Below are 16,284 nucleotides of genomic sequence, written 5' to 3'. Positions count from 1 at the left end.
GTAACACAGAGCTGCAAGCGCGTCAGCCGCTGCCGATCAGGATACCCGCCGCTAGCACCAGTGCGCCGCCCAAGACAACCTGAAACGCGGCGCGAAAGAATGGGGTTTGCATATAGCGGTTTTGGATCCACGCGATGGCCCAAAGCTCGAAAAAGACAATGAAGATCGCCAGCCCTGTGGCAGTCCAGAAATCGGCGATCAGATAGGGCAGGGCGTGACCCAGACCGCCAAGCGTGGTCATCACCCCCGAGGCCGCGCCCCGTTTCACCGGCGAGCCGCGCCCCGAAAGTTCGCCATCATCTGATGCGGCCTCGGTGAATCCCATCGAAATGCCCGCCCCGACCGAGGCAGCAACGCCAACCAGAAAGGTGGTCCAAGTGTCATGGGTGGCAAAAGCGGTGGCGAAAATCGGGGCGAGTGTCGAGACCGAGCCATCCATCAACCCCGCCAGTCCCGGTTGCACCCAAGTCAGGATGAATTGACGATGTGCGGCAGCGTTCTCTTCGGTGCGGATAGATTTGTTCAGGTGCGAGTCGGCCAGATCGCGGGCCAGCGTCCCGTGCCTTGCCTCGGCAGCGGCCAGGTCTCCAAGCAGGCGACGGGTTGCTGAATCCGTGATGTGTTTTGTGGCGTTGAGATAGAAGCGTTCAGCATCGCGCTCCATCGACGCGGCTTCTTCGCGGATGCGCTCAAGACCCAGATTCTCGATCAGCCAGACCGGGCGGCGGTTGAAATATCCTGCCACATGTTCGCGCCGGATCAGCGGGATCGTGGGGCCGAAGCGCTGTTCGTGAAGGTCGATGAGTTGCGCGCGGTGGGCATCCTCTTCGGCGGCCATCGCATCGAACGTCCGAGCGCTGGCGGGATAGGCGGGACGCAGGCTCTCCGCATAGCCGCGATAGATCCGCGCATCGTCCTCTTCCGAGGAAATCGCCAGTGCAAGGATCTCCTGTTGGCTGAGATCCTTGAACCGTTTGCGTTGGCTAAGGAAGCGCATATCGCACCGCAGATTAGAACTATTCTAACTTACGGCGAGGGCACCCGACGCGCAAGAATCAATCGATCCGGCGCACGAGCAGTTGATTGCCGTCGCCCCGTTTGGTTTCAAAGACCTTGAGTGCGGCGACCAGATCGCTCAGCTTGCGCTTGCCAAAGCTGCGGGTATCGAAATCGGGATTGGCAGCGGTGATGAATTGGCCCAGCGGCCCCAGAGCATACCAATCGTCGTCCTGATCAATCGCATCCATCGCCTTGAGGATAAGATCGCGCGCATCATTCAGCGACTTGCCGGTGGGTGCCGGGGGAGTCGTGGTGCGCTGCTCTGGCGCGGCGGTTTCAAGGTTTTCAAGATAGATGAACCGTTTGCACGCCTTGACGAAAGCTGTTGGAGTCTTGCGCATGCCCATGCCGAAAACATCCAGCCCCTGTTCGCGCAGGCGGCTGGAAAGGCGGGTGAAGTCGCTGTCGGAACTGACCAGCACGAACCCATCGAACCGGCCAGTATGCATCAGGTCCATGGCGTCGATCACCAGCGCGATATCGCTGGCATTCTTGCCGACGGTATTGGCCGGCTGGTGATGCGGGACCAGACCGAATTCGGCCTGGACCCGCGACCATCCAGCCATTTGCTGGCTGGAAAAATCGCCATAGCAGCGCCGCACCGACGCCTCACCCAAGCTGGCGATCTCGTCAAAGATCGCCTTGGTGTACCGGGGCGAGGTGTTGTCGGCGTCGATGAGGACGGCGAGAAGCGTACTGCTTGTGGACATTTAGTAAAGAACGACCGAGCGGATTGACTCGCCCTTGCGCAGCAGTTCGAAACCGTGGTTGATCTCGTCCAGCTTGAGGGTGTGGGTGATCATTGGGTCAATCTCGATCTTGCCCTGCATGTACCAGTCGACGATCTGGGGAACATCCGTGCGTCCGCGTGCACCGCCAAAGGCCGAACCTTTCCACGTCCGGCCGGTGACCAGCTGGAATGGGCGGGTAGAGATTTCGGCCCCTGCAGGTGCCACACCGATGACGATGGATTCGCCCCAACCGCGATGGCAGGCTTCCAACGCCTGACGCATGACGTTGACATTGCCGGTGCAGTCAAACGTGTAATCGCAACCGCCAATCTGGTCGAATGGGGTCTTGGTCATATTGACCAGATGCTCGACGATATTGTCGGTATCATTTGGGTTGACGAAATGCGTCATCCCAAAGCGGTTGCCCCATTCCTCGCGATCGGGGTTGATGTCGACGCCAATGATCATGTCGGCGCCAGCCATACGCAGCCCTTGGATCACGTTCAGCCCGATACCGCCGAGGCCGAAGACCGCACATTTTGCGCCCTGCTCGACCTTGGCGTTGTTCAGCACCGCGCCGATGCCGGTGGTCACGCCGCAACCGACATAACAGACTTTGTCGAACGGTGCGTTTGGATCGATCTTGGCCAGCGCGATCTCGGGCATCACGGTGTGATTGGCGAATGTCGAGCAGCCCATATAGTGATAGATCGGCGTGCCATCCAACATGCTGAACCGCGTGGTGCCATCGGGCATCAGGCCCTGACCTTGGGTCGCACGGATCGCGGTGCAAAGGTTGGTCTTTTGCGACAGGCACGAGGCACATTCGCGGCATTCTGGCGTGTAGAGCGGAATAACATGATCGCCGGGTTTCAGGCTGGTAACGCCTTCGCCCACTTCCTGCACGATCCCGGCACCCTCGTGGCCGAGAATGGCGGGGAACAATCCCTCGGGATCGTCGCCGGACAGGGTAAATTCATCAGTATGGCAGATGCCGGTGGCCTTGAGTTCCACCAAAACCTCGCCCGCCTTGGGACCTTCGAGGTTTACATCCATGATTTCCAATGGTTTTCCGGGCTCAAGGGCCACGGCTGCACGTGTGCGCATTAGAATTCTCCTTGGGAATGAGTTTGGCTAAGATTGTGCGCCAATTGCTGGGGGGGTTCAACCACACAATTTTTGCGGAAACAGGGCGCACGGGCGGGCTGTCGAGAACGGCTGACGATTGCTCGCGGAGTGCTGTGCATGATCGTATTGGGCCATGCATCCTGTTGAGCGACAGGAAGCTTCGGTACCTGATTCTGACCGGTCGATCGAAAAAAACAGGCGACCGACCAAGAAGGCTGATCACCGCTCTTGGCAAATGATAGCTTGATTTGCGGCGCAATACGGCCAAGTCTGAGATATGACCTTTTTGCCGCCTGATCCTTTTCCGCGTAACGCCGTTTCAGGGCAGATTGCTTTTCATCGCAGTGAACTGGCCGTCATCATGCCGCTTTACGGACGCATGGTCGCCGCCGGAGAATGGCGTGATTATGGGATTTCCTGCCTGCGTGATCTGGCGGTGTTCTCGGTCTTTCGCCGCACTGCAGAGCACCCGCTTTATCGCATCGAAAAACGCCCGAAATTGCGGAACAAACAAGGGCAATATGCGGTTGTGGCGATGGATGGCCGCATTTTGCGGCGCGGCCATAACCTAAAGGCTGTGTTGCGAGTTCTGGAACGCAAGCTGATCCGCGCAGTGGATTAGATTTACAGTCTTCGATGGGCGGTCACGCCACCGCCATCCTGGGCTGCGATCCGCTGGATTGCATCTTTCAGAGACTCCTGCACCACCGCCATGTGGTAGGCGTTGGCATGGAGCAGCCGATCCGGGCCGGCGATCAGGCCGACATGGCCCTTCCAAAAGAGCAAATCACCGCGCCGGGGGGCACCATCAGCCTCTTGGCCCAATGTCTGTTGCAGGTCGCTGTCACCGGGACAGGGCAGGGCGCAAGCCAGAAGCGCCGCCTGCACGAGCCCGGAACAGTCGATTCCCCAGCGGCTGTTGCCGCCCCAGAGATAGGGCGTGTGCAGTAATGTTTTGGCCACCGCGACCGGATCGGTTGCGTCGTCTTCTATTTCGCGCAAATGTGTGCGGGGGATGAAACCCTCGGCGGTTTCGATGAAATCACGATGTTCGGCCTGTGCCGCGATCCTTGCCCCTAGAGAAAGCGCAAAAAGATCCGGCGACTTGATGTGAGCGTCGCGATAAACATGGCTCGCGGGGGCCGCGACCCAATGTGTCGGCACGGTGATCGGTCCAAGTGCGCTGCTTGGCAAATAGCCGACATAGCCGTCCTTATCAGCCTGAACAAAGCTCCAGCCATTGCGGTTCTCATACACGGTAACGGGATCACCAAACAGCAATTGACGGTCGCGCGGCCCGTCGGGAGCGCGCAAGAGGTCCACTAGCGAAACGATGATCTGACGTGGCTGGCCCTGCACCCGCGTCAGCCCCGGATCTACGCTATCAAGATGCGCGGCAGCGACGCGGGCGTTGGCCGGGGTGAGACGGCGATCGCTCATAGCTTCAACAGGGCGGGCAGGGCATCGAGCAAGGCGCGCGCCCCTTGACCAACCCCGCCCTTGGGACGCCCCGGCGCGGCCTTGGGCTGCCAGCCGTAGATATCCCAATGCACATAGCGACCCTCTCCGGCGAAGCGGCGCAGAAACAGCGCGGCGGTAATTGCGCCCGCAAAGCCGCCGCCGGGGGCATTGTCCAGGTCGGCAATGTCGGGTTCGATATCGGCCTCATAGGGCGCATGGAAGGGCATGCGCCAGATCGGATCGGCGACCCGACCGGCGCCAGCGGCCAGCGCCAGCGCCGCACCGTCGTCATCGGTGAAGAAGGGGGCCAGGTCCGGCCCCACTGCCACCCGGGCGGCGCCGGTCAGCGTGGCCATCGACACCAGCAGATCGGGGGCATCTTCAGCGGCGAGTGCCAGCGCATCGGCCAGAACCAGCCGCCCTTCGGCATCGGTGTTGTTGATCTCGACAGTCAGCCCCTTACGCGAGGTCAGGATATCGCCGGGGCGCATGGCGTTGCCGGAAATTGAGTTCTCTACCGCAGGAATCAGCACCCGCAGACGCAGTTTGAGCCCCAGCGTCATGATCATCTGGGCCAAGCCCAGAACGGTGGCGGCCCCGCCCATGTCTTTTTTCATCAGCGCCATACTGTTGCCGGGCTTGATGTTGAGTCCGCCAGTGTCGAAACACACGCCCTTGCCGACAAGGGTTAGATGCGGGCCGGTGTCGCCCCATTCCATGTCAATCAGCCGGGGCGCGGCGGCGGCGGCGCGCCCGACAGCGTGGATCATGGGGAAGTTCTGCTCTAACAGGTCGTCGCCGGTGATGACTTCGATCTGGGCACCGTGCTGTTCTGCCAGATCCCGTGCTGCTTGTTCCAGTTGATCTGGCCCCATGTCTGCGGCAGGGGTATTGATCAGGTCGCGGGTCAGCGCCTCGCCTGCGGCGATGGTTTCAATCTCTGTCTTGTCCACACCTTCGGGGACAACCAGTTGCCGGTCGCGCGCCTTGCCGTCTCGATAGCGGTCAAAACGGTAACCTGCCAGCAGCCAGCCCAGCGTTTCATGGGAGCGGGCAGCCTCGGGCAAGCCCGAGGCGACGCGGTAGCAGCCTTCGGGCAGTTTGCCGGCCGCTGCGGCCAGCGCAAATCGGCCCCGCGCGCGAGCTTGGGCAGAGCCATAACCCGCCAGCGCCATCAGGGGCTTGCCCCCGGTGCTCGGCACCATGAGTGCCTCGCCCAGATTGCCCTTGAACCCGTTGGTGCGCACCCAGTTGGCGATGTCATCCGGTTGCGTGCCCAGCCAGTGAGTCAGGTCCGACGATTCGATCACATGCAACGGCAGGGCATTATCATTGGCGGGAATCAGGCGGTGTGACATTGGCAGAGGTCCATCTTGAGATATCGTGGGCTAACCTAAAGCAGCGCACGGTGGCCGCAAGCCCCGCCAAAATGGCTTCCTCTTGCGCCTCATTGAGCGCTGCCAGCGACCGGCCGCCTCACCGCATCAGTCATGAACGGATCACCCTTCCTGCTTAATTAATCCAGCCATGCGACCAGAAACGCCCCAATCGGTTATCAAAAGGTTGCGAAATATACGTGTTATCTCTCGAATTTGGTGCCTATCCAGAGTATTCACGCAGATCGAACGCCATGACACCAACAGACAGGACAACGGGAATGGAATACGCCAAACCTCTGCCGGGCTATCTTGTGCAGCGCTATCACGGCTGGAAAGCGACATCCTATAAGGAAAATGAAGTTTGGTATCGTCGGCTGGCGACTGATGGGCAGCATCCGCGCGCAATGGTGGTCTCATGCTGCGATAGCCGCGTCCATGTAACGTCAATTTTCGGCGCAGATCAGGGCGAGTTTTTCATCCATCGCAATATTGCCAATTTGATCCCACCCTATGAGGACAGCGGGAATCGACACGGAACCAGTGCAGCCATCGATTATGCGGTCAATGTGCTGAAGGTCGCGCATCTGATCGTGCTGGGGCATTCACAATGTGGTGGCGTGCAGGGCTGCATCGACATGTGCGAAGGCCTCGCGCCCGAACTGGAAGCCAAAGAAAGCTTCATTGGCCGCTGGATGGATATTCTGCGTCCAAAATACGATCAGGTCGCCAATATCAAGGATCGTGCTGAACAGGCGCGGGAGTTGGAAAGGCAGACCGTGGTCGTGTCGCTGGAAAACCTGATGACATTTCCCTTCGTTGCCTCAGCGGTGAAAGATAATTCGCTGAGCCTGCATGGCCTTTGGACCAATATCGGCGAGGGGGGTCTGGAATGTTACGATCCTAAGCAGGGCCGTTTCCATCAGGTCTGAAATGTACCCTCCGGTGCCGTAACACCGGAGGGCGGGCCGTTCAGCCCTTTTTTAGGACTCGATTGCCCAGCGTTTCGGCAATCTGGACCGCATTCAGCGCGGCGCCCTTGCGCAGATTGTCGCTGACACACCACAAGTTTAGACCGTTTTCGATGGTCGAATCCTGTCGGATACGGCTGATGAAGGTGGCGAAATCGCCGACGCATTCCACCGGGGTGACGTAACCGCCGTCTTCCCGCTTATCGATCACCATGAGGCCGGGGGCTTCGCGCAAGATGTCGCGGGCCTCGTCCTCGTCCAGATGGTCTTCAAACTCGATGTTGATCGCCTCGGAATGCCCGACAAAGACCGGCACCCGTACGCATGTCGCGGTCACCTTGATCGACGGGTCGATGATCTTTTTCGTTTCGACGACCATCTTCCATTCTTCCTTGGTCTGGCCGTCTTCCATGAACGAATCGATATGCGGGATCACGTTGAACGCGATCTGCTTGGTGAACTTCTCGGCGGGTTTGTTGTCGACCGGATTGTAAATGCTCTTGGTCTGGTCCCACAGCTCATCGACGCCGTCTTTGCCCGCGCCGGAAACCGACTGGTAGGTGCTGACCACGACGCGCTTGATCCGGGCGCGGTCATGGAGAGGTTTTAGCGCCACGACCATTTGCGCAGTTGAGCAGTTCGGATTGGCGATGATGTTTTTCTTGGCGTAATCTTCGACCGCCTCGGGGTTCACCTCGGGCACTACCAGCGGTACGTCGGGATCGTAACGATAGAGCGACGAGTTATCGATCACGATGCACCCGGCTTTGGCCGCGCGCGGCGCGTATTTCTCGGTCGCTTCCGAGCCGATTGCGAACAGCGCCATATCCCAACCGGCGAAGTCGAATGTGTCCAGATCCTCGGTTTTCAAAGTCTTGTCGCCAAAGCTGACCTCAGTGCCAAGCGACCTGCGGCTGGCGAGAACGGCGATATCCTTCACCGGGAACTGGCGTTCGGCCAGAATATTCAGCATTTCGTGGCCCACATTGCCAGTGGCCCCAACGATGACGACGCGATAACCCATGTCAGTCTCCTGATAATTTCCGATACGTTTGACCGGTCGCGGTCCTATAACGCCATTGACTACGTGTTTAAAGGGGCCGTATTGGCGAAAGCATCGCAGCGGAAACTGCACTATATTGCCGTCCGGTATGAATTGCTGTCCCCGCCAAGCAACGATCAGGCGCCGCCGCGTTTGGTTTTGCGACTGGACCGGCGGGTGCCAATTGGCTAAGCGCTGGGGTACCTAGATACAAGGATATACAATGTCCGCAAGCGTTGCTCCTATTCCACTTACATCCGCACCATGTGGTCCGCTGTCTGGCGTGGCCGAAACGCCGGGGGATAAATCGATCTCGCATCGGGCGCTGATTCTTGGCGCGATGGCCCTGGGTGAAACCCGCATCACCGGCTTGCTGGAAGGCGAGGACGTGGTCGATACGGCGCGGGCCATGCGCGCCTTCGGTGCCGAGGTGATCGACAATGGCAGCGGAGATTGGACGGTGCGGGGCGTGGGTGTCGGCGGGTTTGCCGAACCCGAGCAGGTCATCGATTGCGGCAACTCCGGCACCGGTGTCCGGCTGATCATGGGGGCTATGGCGACGTCACCGATCGCGGCGACCTTTACCGGGGATGCCAGTCTCAATTCGCGACCCATGGCGCGGGTGACCGATCCTCTGGCACTGTTTGGCTGCCAGACCTTCGGGCGCGCTGGCGGACGGTTGCCAATGACGCTGCTCGGAGCGCAGGATCCATTGCCGGTGCGCTATACGGTGCCGATGCCATCGGCACAGGTGAAATCGGCGGTGTTGCTGGCGGGATTGAACGCACCCGGCCAAACCGTCGTGATTGAACGCGAAGCAACCCGCGATCATACCGAGCGGATGCTCTTGGCGTTCGGTGCCGAGATTGCCGTCGAGGATAACGACGAGGGGCGCGTCATTACCCTAACCGGCCAGCCTGAACTGCGCCCGCAGACCATCGCCGTCCCGCGCGATCCATCAAGCGCCGCCTTTCCCGTGTGTGCGGCACTGATCGTGCCCGGATCGGACGTGTTGGTGCCGGGGATCGGGCTGAACCCGACGCGGGCCGGGCTGTTCGATACGCTGCGCGAGATGGGGGCGGATCTGACCTATGAAAATATGCGAAACGAGGGTGGCGAACCCGTCGCCGATCTGCGGGCGCGGTTTTCGCCCGATATGAAAGGTATCGTGGTGCCGCCCGAGCGTGCCGCCAGCATGATTGACGAATACCCGATCCTGTCGGTTGTCGCGGCGAACGCGCAGGGCCAGACCATGATGGCGGGGGTTGCGGAGTTGCGGGTCAAGGAAAGCGACCGGATCGACGCGATGGCGGTTGGGCTGCGCGCCTGTGGCGTCACCGTGGAGGAGGGCGAGGATTGGTTTGCGGTTGAGGGCAATGGTGCTGGCAGCGTGGCAGGCGCGGGGGTTTGCGCCAGTCATCTGGATCACCGCATCGCAATGTCATTCCTAGTGCTGGGCATGGCTGCGAAACAGGCCGTAAGCGTCGACGATGGCGGCCCGATCGCCACCTCGTTTCCAAGCTTTGAAACGCTCATGGCGGGTCTTGGCGCGACGATCCGGCGCGGCGATTGCTAAACGGAGGGACAATGGCATTCACCATCGCAATCGACGGACCGGCAGCGGCCGGAAAAGGCACCATCAGCCGTGCTGTGGCAGAGCATTTCGGGTTTGCGCATCTAGACACTGGGCTGCTTTATCGTGCCGTTGGCGCGTGCACGCTGACGGGTGCCGATCCAGTTAAGGCCGCGCGGGCGCTGGTGGCAGCGGATTTGAACGCGGACAATTTGCGCGGTCCTGCCGTGGCGGATGCAGCCAGCAAAGTTGCGGTGATCGCTGAAGTGCGCGCTGCGCTGGTTGATTTTCAGCGGGCCTTTGCGCGACGTTCGGGCGGTGCGGTCGTGGACGGGCGCGACATCGGCACAGTGATCTGTCCTGACGCAGATGCCAAACTGTTCATCACTGCTACCCCAGAAGTCCGTGCCCGCCGCCGTTTCGACGAGTTGAGAGAGCGGGGGGTCGACACCACCCGTGATGCCGTGCTGGTCGAGGTCCGTGCACGGGACGAACGCGACATGTCGCGATCCGAATCTCCGCTCAAACCTGCTGATGATGCGGTGACCATCGACACTTCCGCCATGACGATTGCAGAGGCGGTCAAGGCTGCGGTCACCGCTGTCGAGGCGCGCATGTAATTAGCCTTAGAGCGGGTGGCTAAAAGCGCGACAGCGCCAGGCCAGCCGCGACCAGCCCCGCCGCAGCAAGGCGGGGCAGGATGATGTCGCGTGCCGGCAGGCCGATCAGCCCTAAATGATCGACGGCCAGCGCCGCAATCATTTGCCCCAGAATCAATATTGAGGCAGTGGTGAGCGCGCCCAGAATCGGGATGCTCCATAAGGCTACCCAGACATAGAACTCACCTAAAGCGCCCCGCCAAAATCCGGCACCCCGCTTCAGTGATAACAGAAACACCAAGGTGACAATTTACTTCTCGAAGGCCAGCTTTCCGAGATGGCGGGCGATCGCAGGCCGCCCGCGGCGAAGGTCAACTCTCCGCCCATCCGGGCAGAACCTTTCCCTTTTCGTTTGACGCACGATATCGAACAACACTGCCTACAAGGCTCTGTGAAAGCCAATCAGCAGAATTTTAAATATTCATTTCGTCTGAGCGTCCGATTCAAAATGGGATGAAGTAATTCATGGCCTTGCGAGATGTCTCGTCAGCCGCCGGATATGAGCGATGAGGGCCCATGCATCAGCGCTTTCGATGGTTTTCTCCCAATCCTTGGCCAATCGGCGGCAACACGCAAGCCAGGCGAAGGTGCGTTCGACAACCCAGCTTCGTGGGGTCACCCCGAAACCTTTGGCCGTGTCGGAGCGCTTCACAATCTGAATGACCCATGGCCCGATCTGGGCAGCGCTTCGCTCGCGGCAAAGTTCGTCACGGCCCGTACGGTGCCAAAGATCCTAGTGATGCTGCTGCCTGCAAGGCCACGAGCGATCAAGACGTCACGAAAGGCGTTGGCGTCAGCCTTGGTGTACGCGTCGAGGTGTTTGTCCCCGCGGGCATCTATCACGTAGCCACAGGCCCTCTCAGCCGCTCTGTGGAATGTCACGGGGCGATCCTTGCCCTTGTGATGCAGATAAATGCCGACAGCTTCAGACAGCAGAACAGATGACGCTGAGATAGTGGGAGTGTGATCGGCAAAGGTCGCTCCAGCAGAGATTCTCCTCTGCCTCAGCATATGCTTCCCGGGCAACGTCACCTCACGAGACCTCAGATGATACCAGTACTCGTCAAGCTGATCCGCAGCGCCTCTCGCTCTGGCTTCGGCGATCTTCGCGGACCTTATGCGAAGCGAATAAGTGATCCGAGGGGACGTGTAGTGAGGCTTCAGCTCTTTCGGGATGCGACGGCTGAAGTAGAAAACACCATCTTTGACGAAGGTAAACGCGGGGGAAATGGTCTCCGACATGGTCTACGGCTCCTAACAAATGTTAAAAGTTGGAGTAAAACCAATGAGTTAGCTGAAGATGTGGTGCCCGGGGGCGGAATCGAACCACCGACACGAGGATTTTCAATCCACTGCTCTACCCCTGAGCTACCCGGGCATGGGAAAGGCTTGGGCCTTTGGGTGCAGGCGTTCTAGGCGCTGCAGGAGGCAGTGTCCAGAGCGATTTTGATAAATGGCGCGCTCGAAGAGTTTGAATTTGCTGGCTCAGTGAAAACTGCCGGACTGGCCGCTGAAGGCAGGCTAAACTTCTCTGTAGCCATTGACCAAACAGGTGTGCCAGGCGCGCGTTCTTAACGGGGTCAGTGACCAAGCGGTTTGACACAGAGCCTTGAGAAAAAACTAAACGACCTTGGACAATCAGAGACGTCGAAAACCGCAAATAGTTCGCAGTGCCATCTCGGCAGGTTTTAAACCATCCCGGAGAAATCGGCGGCGCTTTCCGCGGTTATATATAGAAATTCTGAGGCATGACCTCAGATAAATCTCGGGATTCGGTGCGGAATCGGTGAGTTAAGGCCTATAAATTCGGTTTATCTAAGCGCTCGCATAGCTGCTGTTGAGCCTGCTCAATATCTTCGGGCTCGTGCGATGCGATCGCGTATGAGCCGCGGAGCCATTTGACAAGGTCAAGATCGGCGCAGCTGGCAGAACAGAAAGGCCGCCAGTTACGGTCGGTGGGCGTCTGACATAAAGGGCACTTCATCGAGAAATCTCGCGCAGAGGCACGCGGCCGCGTTTGCGTTGCAGTTCGTAATGGCCGAGCGGGGTCCAGCCGGCCAGTATCGTTTCTTCGCCATCGGCGCGCAACGCAGCGCGTAGCGTGGTTTCGAACAGGCGCCGCTCTTTCTTGGGCATCGGAGCCAGATCCAACGTGATCTGGCCGCCAAGACCGCGAATGCGCAGGGCGCGGGGCAGGGTACGGGCGCAGGCCAGGTTGGCTTTCAGCCCCGCCGCAGGCGACAGGTCAGTGCCGGTGTTGACGTCTACAGCGACAAGGGCGCGTGTGGGTTCGATGAACAGCACCGCACCCCCGGTAAGCGGTTCGCGAGAACCTAGCGCCGTGTCGATCGCGGTTATGACATCATGGGTTTCCAGCGCACCCGCATCAGTGACAATCTCGGCCGGATCGGTCCACTCGCGCCATGCCAGCGCATGTGGTCCGTCACCATCGACCAATGTTTCCAGTGCATCCGAATCGTCATTCAGGAGCTGATCAGCCAATGTTTTCATTGCCGTGATATCGGCGGCGATGGCGTCGTCATCGGCTCCGGCACAGGACGACCGCAAGATCAGCCCGAATGACGAGTCTGCCATGGTGTCATGAGCGATTTCCAGCAGGCGGACGCGTTCTTCTTCGTCGCGAATCGTGCGCGATATATTCAGGCCCGGCGCATCGGGTGTGATGATGGCGTAACGGCTCTTGAGCAGTAGTTTCTGTGTGACCGGTATCGCCTTGCCGGGTTCGGCATATCCACTGACCTGCACCAATAAGCGGTCGCCGGGCGCCAAGCCTTTAACCTTGCGCAAAAAGGCGGGGCCATCGCTGGTGGTCAGAAAGACGCCGCCCTGGCCCTTGACGGGGCGGTCGGTACGCGCACGGTAGATCGTGCCGGGGGCAGGGGCGTCACTGGCGATCAGCAGATCCTCAAGGCGACCATCGACCATCAGGGCGGCGGTTTCGCGCCCTTGCAAGTGATCGAGTATGATGGTCCGGCCCTTCATGTACGGCCCTGATACAGGGGATAGCCCGCTGTCTGCAACAGGGTGGCGGTTTCGGCCAGCGGCAGGCCGACAATTGCGGTGAACGATCCGCTGATCCACGGAATGAATGCGCTGGCCGGACCCTGAATGCCGTAGCCGCCAGCTTTGCCCTGCCAATCGCCGGTGGCAAGATAGTCGTTGAGCTCAGCTTCGCTCAGGCGTTTCATCCGGACTTGGCTGACAACGTCACGCCGCCAGATTTGCTCCCCGCGGCGCAGGGCAATTGCGGTCACGACCCGGTGCCGCCGTCCTGACAGCGCGCGCAGAAAACGCGCGGCCTCTTCGGCGTCGGCGGGTTTGCCCAGGATACGCCGCCCCATCGCCACAGTAGTATCAGCGCAGAGCACCAGATCTTCTGTGTACGATGGAACTGCCCGTACCTTTTCCAGCGCCATGCGCATGCAATAAGGCCGGGGCAACTCACCCTTTTGAGGAGTTTCGTTGATGTCCGGGGGGCGAATCGCATCCGGCGTGACGTTCAACTGCGCCAGCAGGTCGAGTCGTCTCGGACTGGCGGATCCCAGAATAAACGTCACGGGTCGGTGGCGTTTACTTGAAACGATAGTTGATCCGACCCTTGGTCAGATCGTAGGGGGTCATTTCGACCTGCACCTTGTCGCCTGCCAGAACGCGGATGCGGTTTTTGCGCATCTTGCCTGCCGTGTGTGCGATAATTTCATGGCCATTTTCAAGCTCGACCCGAAATGTCGCATTGGGCAGGAGTTCTTTCACGACACCGGGGAATTCAAGCGTGTCTTCCTTGGCCATGTTGTCTCCATATGTAATTGCTCCGCGATAAGCGGTTCGCTGGCTTAGATGGGCCTAAATGCCCTGATTTTCAAGAGAGCAATTGACAGGCCCGGAGGTTTTCGCACCGTCGCGCGATTTTGCTGTTTTTCCTGCGTGATTCTCGGCCATCCGGGGCCGATCAGGCACCCTCTGTCGGCTCGCCCCATTTTTTTTTCAGATGGGTGATGATCTGATCGCGCGACTGTCGGTAATGTACCAGCTTCTCTGCACGTGCCTCGCCCAATCCGGCGGGGTCGAGAATAGGCCAATAAACCACCTCCAGGTGAAAGTATCGCGTCAGTTCCAGCGCGCGGCGCTGGCTTGCGGGGGACAGCGCCACGACAAGATCGAATGACCCCAGATCATCGCCCCATTCCTCCATCTCGTCGAAAGACCGTGACCGGTGACGTGACAGCTCGACATTGATCTCGTCGCAGACAGCGACCGCAAAGCCGTCGACCTCCATATCGGTGCTGACGCCGGCTGACTGCACATAGGTGCCGGTGCCGTAGAACTTTTTCATAATGCCCTCGGCCATCGGTGACCGTATTGCGTTATGATCGCAGCAAAACAGCACCGACTGAGGAAGCGGCTCGGCCATTCAGCCCCCGAAATGCAGCACGCAGACCAGCGTGAATAGGCGGCGAGCGGTATGATTATCGATCTCGACCTTGCCGTTCAATCGTTCCTGCAGCACCCGGCTACCTTCATCGTGGATCCCGCGCCGGGCCATGTCGATGGTTTCGATCTGGCTGGGCGGCAAGGTTTTGACTGCTTCGAAGTAGCTTTGGCAAATCTGAAAGTAATCTTTAACAACTTGCCGGAACGGCCCCAGGGACAGGTGGAATTCTGCGGCGCTGTCGCCACTCTCGGTCTGTACGCTGAACACCAGCCGCTTGTCCCGAATCGACAGATTCACCCGATAGGGTCCCTCGGGCGCTGGGCGGTCGTCACTGCCCGGCAGCACAAAGCTGTTATCTTCGAGAATGTCGAATATGGCGACTTTGCGCTCTTGTTCGATTTCCGGCGTCGGTGTCGGCAATCCCGAGTCATCAAGAACGATATCAATGATATGCGACATGGGCAGCCTACCTGTTCAGATGATCGAGACGGGCGCGCACCGACAGGCCGTGCGCCTCAAGGCTCTCGGATTGCGCAAGCGTCTCAGCGGCTGGGCCGGTGGCGTGCAGCGCTTCCGGACTCATACGGGTCAGGGTGGTACGCTTAAGGAAATCCAGCGCCGACAACCCCGATGAAAACCGGGCCGAGCGCGCGGTGGGCAGAACGTGATTCGGTCCAGCGACGTAATCGCCGATCGCTTCGGGCGTCCACTGACCGAGAAAAATCGCTCCGGCATGAATGCATTGGTCGGCCAGCCGCTGCGGTTCTGAGACGCATAGGGCCAGATGCTCCGGTGCGATCCGGTTTGACAGTGCCGCCGCCTCGTCGAGATTGCGAACCACGATGACCGCGCCATAATCGCGCCAACTGGCCCCCGCGATTGCCCGCCGTTCCAGCGTTTCCAACCGCCGGTCCACCGCCTTGATCACCAGTTGCGCGAAATCGGCGTCATCGGTGATCAGCAAAGACTGCGCGCTTTCGTCGTGCTCGGCCTGACTGAGCAGATCCAGCGCGATCCAGTCGGGATCGTTATTGCGATCCGCGATCACCAGAATTTCCGAGGGACCGGCAATCATGTCGATCCCGACCCTGCCGAACACCCGGCGTTTGGCGGCCGCGACATAAGCGTTTCCGGGGCCGGTGATTTTGTCCACGGGGGCGATGGTTTCGGTTCCATAAGCCAGCGCCGCCACCGCCTGCGCGCCGCCGACGCGATAGATCTCGTCAACGCCCGCGATCTGCGCGGCCAGAAGCACCAGAGGATTGATCACACCATCGGGCGTTGGCACCGCCACAGCAAGGCGTTCAACACCTGCCACCTTGGCCGGAATCGCGTTCATCAACACTGATGACGGATACGAAGCCAACCCACCCGGCACGTAAAGCCCGGCCGCAGAAACCGGCGTCCAGCGCCAGCCAAGGGTTGCACCGGTTTTGTCAGTCCATTGCGCATCTTCGGGCATCTGGCGGGCGTGGTAGGCGCGGATGCGCTCGGCGGCCAGTTCCAGCGCGGCACGCTCCGGGTCCGAGACCTGCGCAATGGCCTGAGCGATTTCTTCAGGCGAAAATGCCAGGCGCTCTGCTGTCAGCTCCAATCTGTCGAAGCGGGCGGTCAGTTCGATCAGCGCCTGATCACCGCGCGTCCGGACATCGGCGATGATCTCGGCCACGGCAGCGTCAACATCGGGACTGTCCTCGCGTTTGGCGCCCAGTAGAGCGGTAAAACGCGCGTCAAAGTCGGGCTGGGTGGTGGTCAGCGTTATAGGCATGGCAAAGCTCCAGTTAGGATGCTCTTTTAGAGATGCGCAGAGGCAGGCTCAAGGCGCGCGAAC

At 59.9% G+C, this 16,284-nt stretch carries 19 protein-coding genes, 1 tRNA gene and 1 pseudogene; 4 read left to right on the top strand and 17 right to left on the bottom strand.

From position 1 onward, the window contains the following. Nucleotides 1–22 precede the first annotated feature (22 nt). The 3 genes from mbfA to JAO82_RS01010 are packed head-to-tail and all read right to left on the bottom strand — an operon-like array spanning nucleotide 23 to nucleotide 2,897. On the bottom strand, nucleotides 23–997 hold the full coding sequence (gene mbfA, locus JAO82_RS01020) for an iron exporter MbfA (protein ID WP_198684467.1): 975 nt from the start codon (nucleotides 995–997) through the stop codon (nucleotides 23–25). A gap of 58 nt (nucleotides 998–1,055) precedes the next feature. Then, complete coding sequence (locus JAO82_RS01015; RefSeq protein ID WP_198684466.1) at nucleotides 1,056–1,769, bottom strand: NYN domain-containing protein; 714 nt, start codon at nucleotides 1,767–1,769, stop codon at nucleotides 1,056–1,058. Further along, nucleotides 1,770–2,897: an S-(hydroxymethyl)glutathione dehydrogenase/class III alcohol dehydrogenase gene (locus tag JAO82_RS01010; RefSeq protein WP_198684465.1), complete on the bottom strand. Its 1,128-nt coding sequence runs from the start codon at nucleotides 2,895–2,897 to the stop codon at nucleotides 1,770–1,772. 298 nt (nucleotides 2,898–3,195) lie between these two features. On the opposite strand from JAO82_RS01010, the gene JAO82_RS01005 reads away from it, so the two are divergent. Further along, nucleotides 3,196–3,540 (top strand): DUF2794 domain-containing protein, encoded by a 345-nt coding sequence (locus tag JAO82_RS01005; protein ID WP_198684464.1) that lies wholly within the window; start codon nucleotides 3,196–3,198, stop codon nucleotides 3,538–3,540. A 2-nt stretch (nucleotides 3,541–3,542) separates the two neighbouring features. Here JAO82_RS01005 and JAO82_RS01000 read toward each other — a convergent pair whose 3' ends face one another. Both JAO82_RS01000 and JAO82_RS00995 read right to left on the bottom strand, forming a co-directional pair. Further along, complete coding sequence (locus tag JAO82_RS01000) at nucleotides 3,543–4,358, bottom strand: C40 family peptidase (protein WP_198684463.1); 816 nt, start codon at nucleotides 4,356–4,358, stop codon at nucleotides 3,543–3,545. Then, nucleotides 4,355–5,737, bottom strand: coding sequence for a leucyl aminopeptidase family protein (locus JAO82_RS00995; RefSeq protein WP_198684462.1), 1,383 nt, complete (start codon nucleotides 5,735–5,737; stop codon nucleotides 4,355–4,357). The genes JAO82_RS01000 and JAO82_RS00995 overlap by 4 nt, the downstream gene beginning before the upstream one ends. A gap of 299 nt (nucleotides 5,738–6,036) precedes the next feature. Between JAO82_RS00995 and JAO82_RS00990 the strand changes: the two genes are divergently transcribed. After that, on the top strand, nucleotides 6,037–6,687 hold the full coding sequence (locus JAO82_RS00990) for a carbonic anhydrase (protein ID WP_198684461.1): 651 nt from the start codon (nucleotides 6,037–6,039) through the stop codon (nucleotides 6,685–6,687). A gap of 40 nt (nucleotides 6,688–6,727) precedes the next feature. Here JAO82_RS00990 and JAO82_RS00985 read toward each other — a convergent pair whose 3' ends face one another. After that, a complete protein-coding gene (locus tag JAO82_RS00985; RefSeq protein ID WP_198684460.1) occupies nucleotides 6,728–7,750 on the bottom strand; it encodes an aspartate-semialdehyde dehydrogenase in 1,023 nt (340 codons plus the stop codon). A gap of 241 nt (nucleotides 7,751–7,991) precedes the next feature. Here JAO82_RS00985 and aroA point away from each other — a divergent pair, with 241 nt between their 5' ends. Together aroA and JAO82_RS00975 are read left to right on the top strand one after the other, a co-directional pair. After that, nucleotides 7,992–9,344: a 3-phosphoshikimate 1-carboxyvinyltransferase gene (gene aroA / locus JAO82_RS00980; RefSeq protein ID WP_198684459.1), complete on the top strand. Its 1,353-nt coding sequence runs from the start codon at nucleotides 7,992–7,994 to the stop codon at nucleotides 9,342–9,344. An 11-nt stretch (nucleotides 9,345–9,355) separates the two neighbouring features. Further along, a complete protein-coding gene (locus tag JAO82_RS00975) occupies nucleotides 9,356–9,961 on the top strand; it encodes a (d)CMP kinase (protein WP_198684458.1) in 606 nt (201 codons plus the stop codon). Between the two features lie 19 nt (nucleotides 9,962–9,980). Here the strand turns inward: JAO82_RS00975 and JAO82_RS00970 are convergent, their stop codons facing one another. From JAO82_RS00970 to hisD, 11 genes and pseudogenes are all read right to left on the bottom strand, one after another. Continuing rightward, complete coding sequence (locus JAO82_RS00970) at nucleotides 9,981–10,238, bottom strand: DMT family transporter (RefSeq protein WP_332872451.1); 258 nt, start codon at nucleotides 10,236–10,238, stop codon at nucleotides 9,981–9,983. A 225-nt stretch (nucleotides 10,239–10,463) separates the two neighbouring features. Then, nucleotides 10,464–10,676: pseudogene (locus JAO82_RS00965) on the bottom strand (transposase); the annotation flags it as partial. Continuing rightward, entirely contained in the window at nucleotides 10,649–11,242 is a 594-nt protein-coding gene (locus JAO82_RS00960) for a DUF6538 domain-containing protein (RefSeq protein WP_232897163.1), read from the bottom strand. The pseudogene JAO82_RS00965 and the gene JAO82_RS00960, both read right to left, overlap by 28 nt. A 61-nt stretch (nucleotides 11,243–11,303) precedes the next feature. Further along, a tRNA-Phe gene (locus JAO82_RS00955) sits at nucleotides 11,304–11,378 on the bottom strand. Between the two features lie 420 nt (nucleotides 11,379–11,798). After that, nucleotides 11,799–11,984 carry a DNA gyrase inhibitor YacG gene (locus JAO82_RS00950; protein WP_198684457.1) on the bottom strand — a complete coding sequence of 62 codons (186 nt, stop codon included), beginning with the start codon at nucleotides 11,982–11,984 and terminating at the stop codon, nucleotides 11,799–11,801. Continuing rightward, nucleotides 11,981–13,003, bottom strand: coding sequence for a ribonuclease E/G (locus tag JAO82_RS00945; RefSeq protein WP_198684456.1), 1,023 nt, complete (start codon nucleotides 13,001–13,003; stop codon nucleotides 11,981–11,983). Before JAO82_RS00945 ends, JAO82_RS00950 begins: the two co-directional genes overlap by 4 nt. After that, nucleotides 13,000–13,578 carry a Maf family protein gene (locus tag JAO82_RS00940; protein WP_198684455.1) on the bottom strand — a complete coding sequence of 193 codons (579 nt, stop codon included), beginning with the start codon at nucleotides 13,576–13,578 and terminating at the stop codon, nucleotides 13,000–13,002. Before JAO82_RS00940 ends, JAO82_RS00945 begins: the two co-directional genes overlap by 4 nt. Before the next feature lie 13 nt (nucleotides 13,579–13,591). Further along, the gene (infA, locus tag JAO82_RS00935; protein WP_005978431.1) at nucleotides 13,592–13,810 is read right to left on the bottom strand and encodes a translation initiation factor IF-1; all 219 of its coding nucleotides are present in this window, start codon (nucleotides 13,808–13,810) and stop codon (nucleotides 13,592–13,594) included. 160 nt (nucleotides 13,811–13,970) lie between these two features. Further along, nucleotides 13,971–14,432: an arsenate-mycothiol transferase ArsC gene (locus JAO82_RS00930; RefSeq protein ID WP_198684454.1), complete on the bottom strand. Its 462-nt coding sequence runs from the start codon at nucleotides 14,430–14,432 to the stop codon at nucleotides 13,971–13,973. After that, complete coding sequence (locus JAO82_RS00925; protein ID WP_198684453.1) at nucleotides 14,433–14,912, bottom strand: UPF0262 family protein; 480 nt, start codon at nucleotides 14,910–14,912, stop codon at nucleotides 14,433–14,435. Between the two features lie 7 nt (nucleotides 14,913–14,919). Further along, on the bottom strand, nucleotides 14,920–16,221 hold the full coding sequence (hisD, locus tag JAO82_RS00920) for a histidinol dehydrogenase (protein ID WP_198684452.1): 1,302 nt from the start codon (nucleotides 16,219–16,221) through the stop codon (nucleotides 14,920–14,922). Nucleotides 16,222–16,284 lie beyond the last annotated feature (63 nt).

It is taken from the genome of Pontibaca salina (assembly GCF_016307205.1).
GTDB classification, from domain to species: Bacteria; Pseudomonadota; Alphaproteobacteria; order Rhodobacterales; family Rhodobacteraceae; genus Pontibaca; species Pontibaca salina.
The sequence above is the reverse complement of the archived record's forward strand: the minus strand, read 5'-3'. Positions and strand labels throughout refer to the sequence as shown.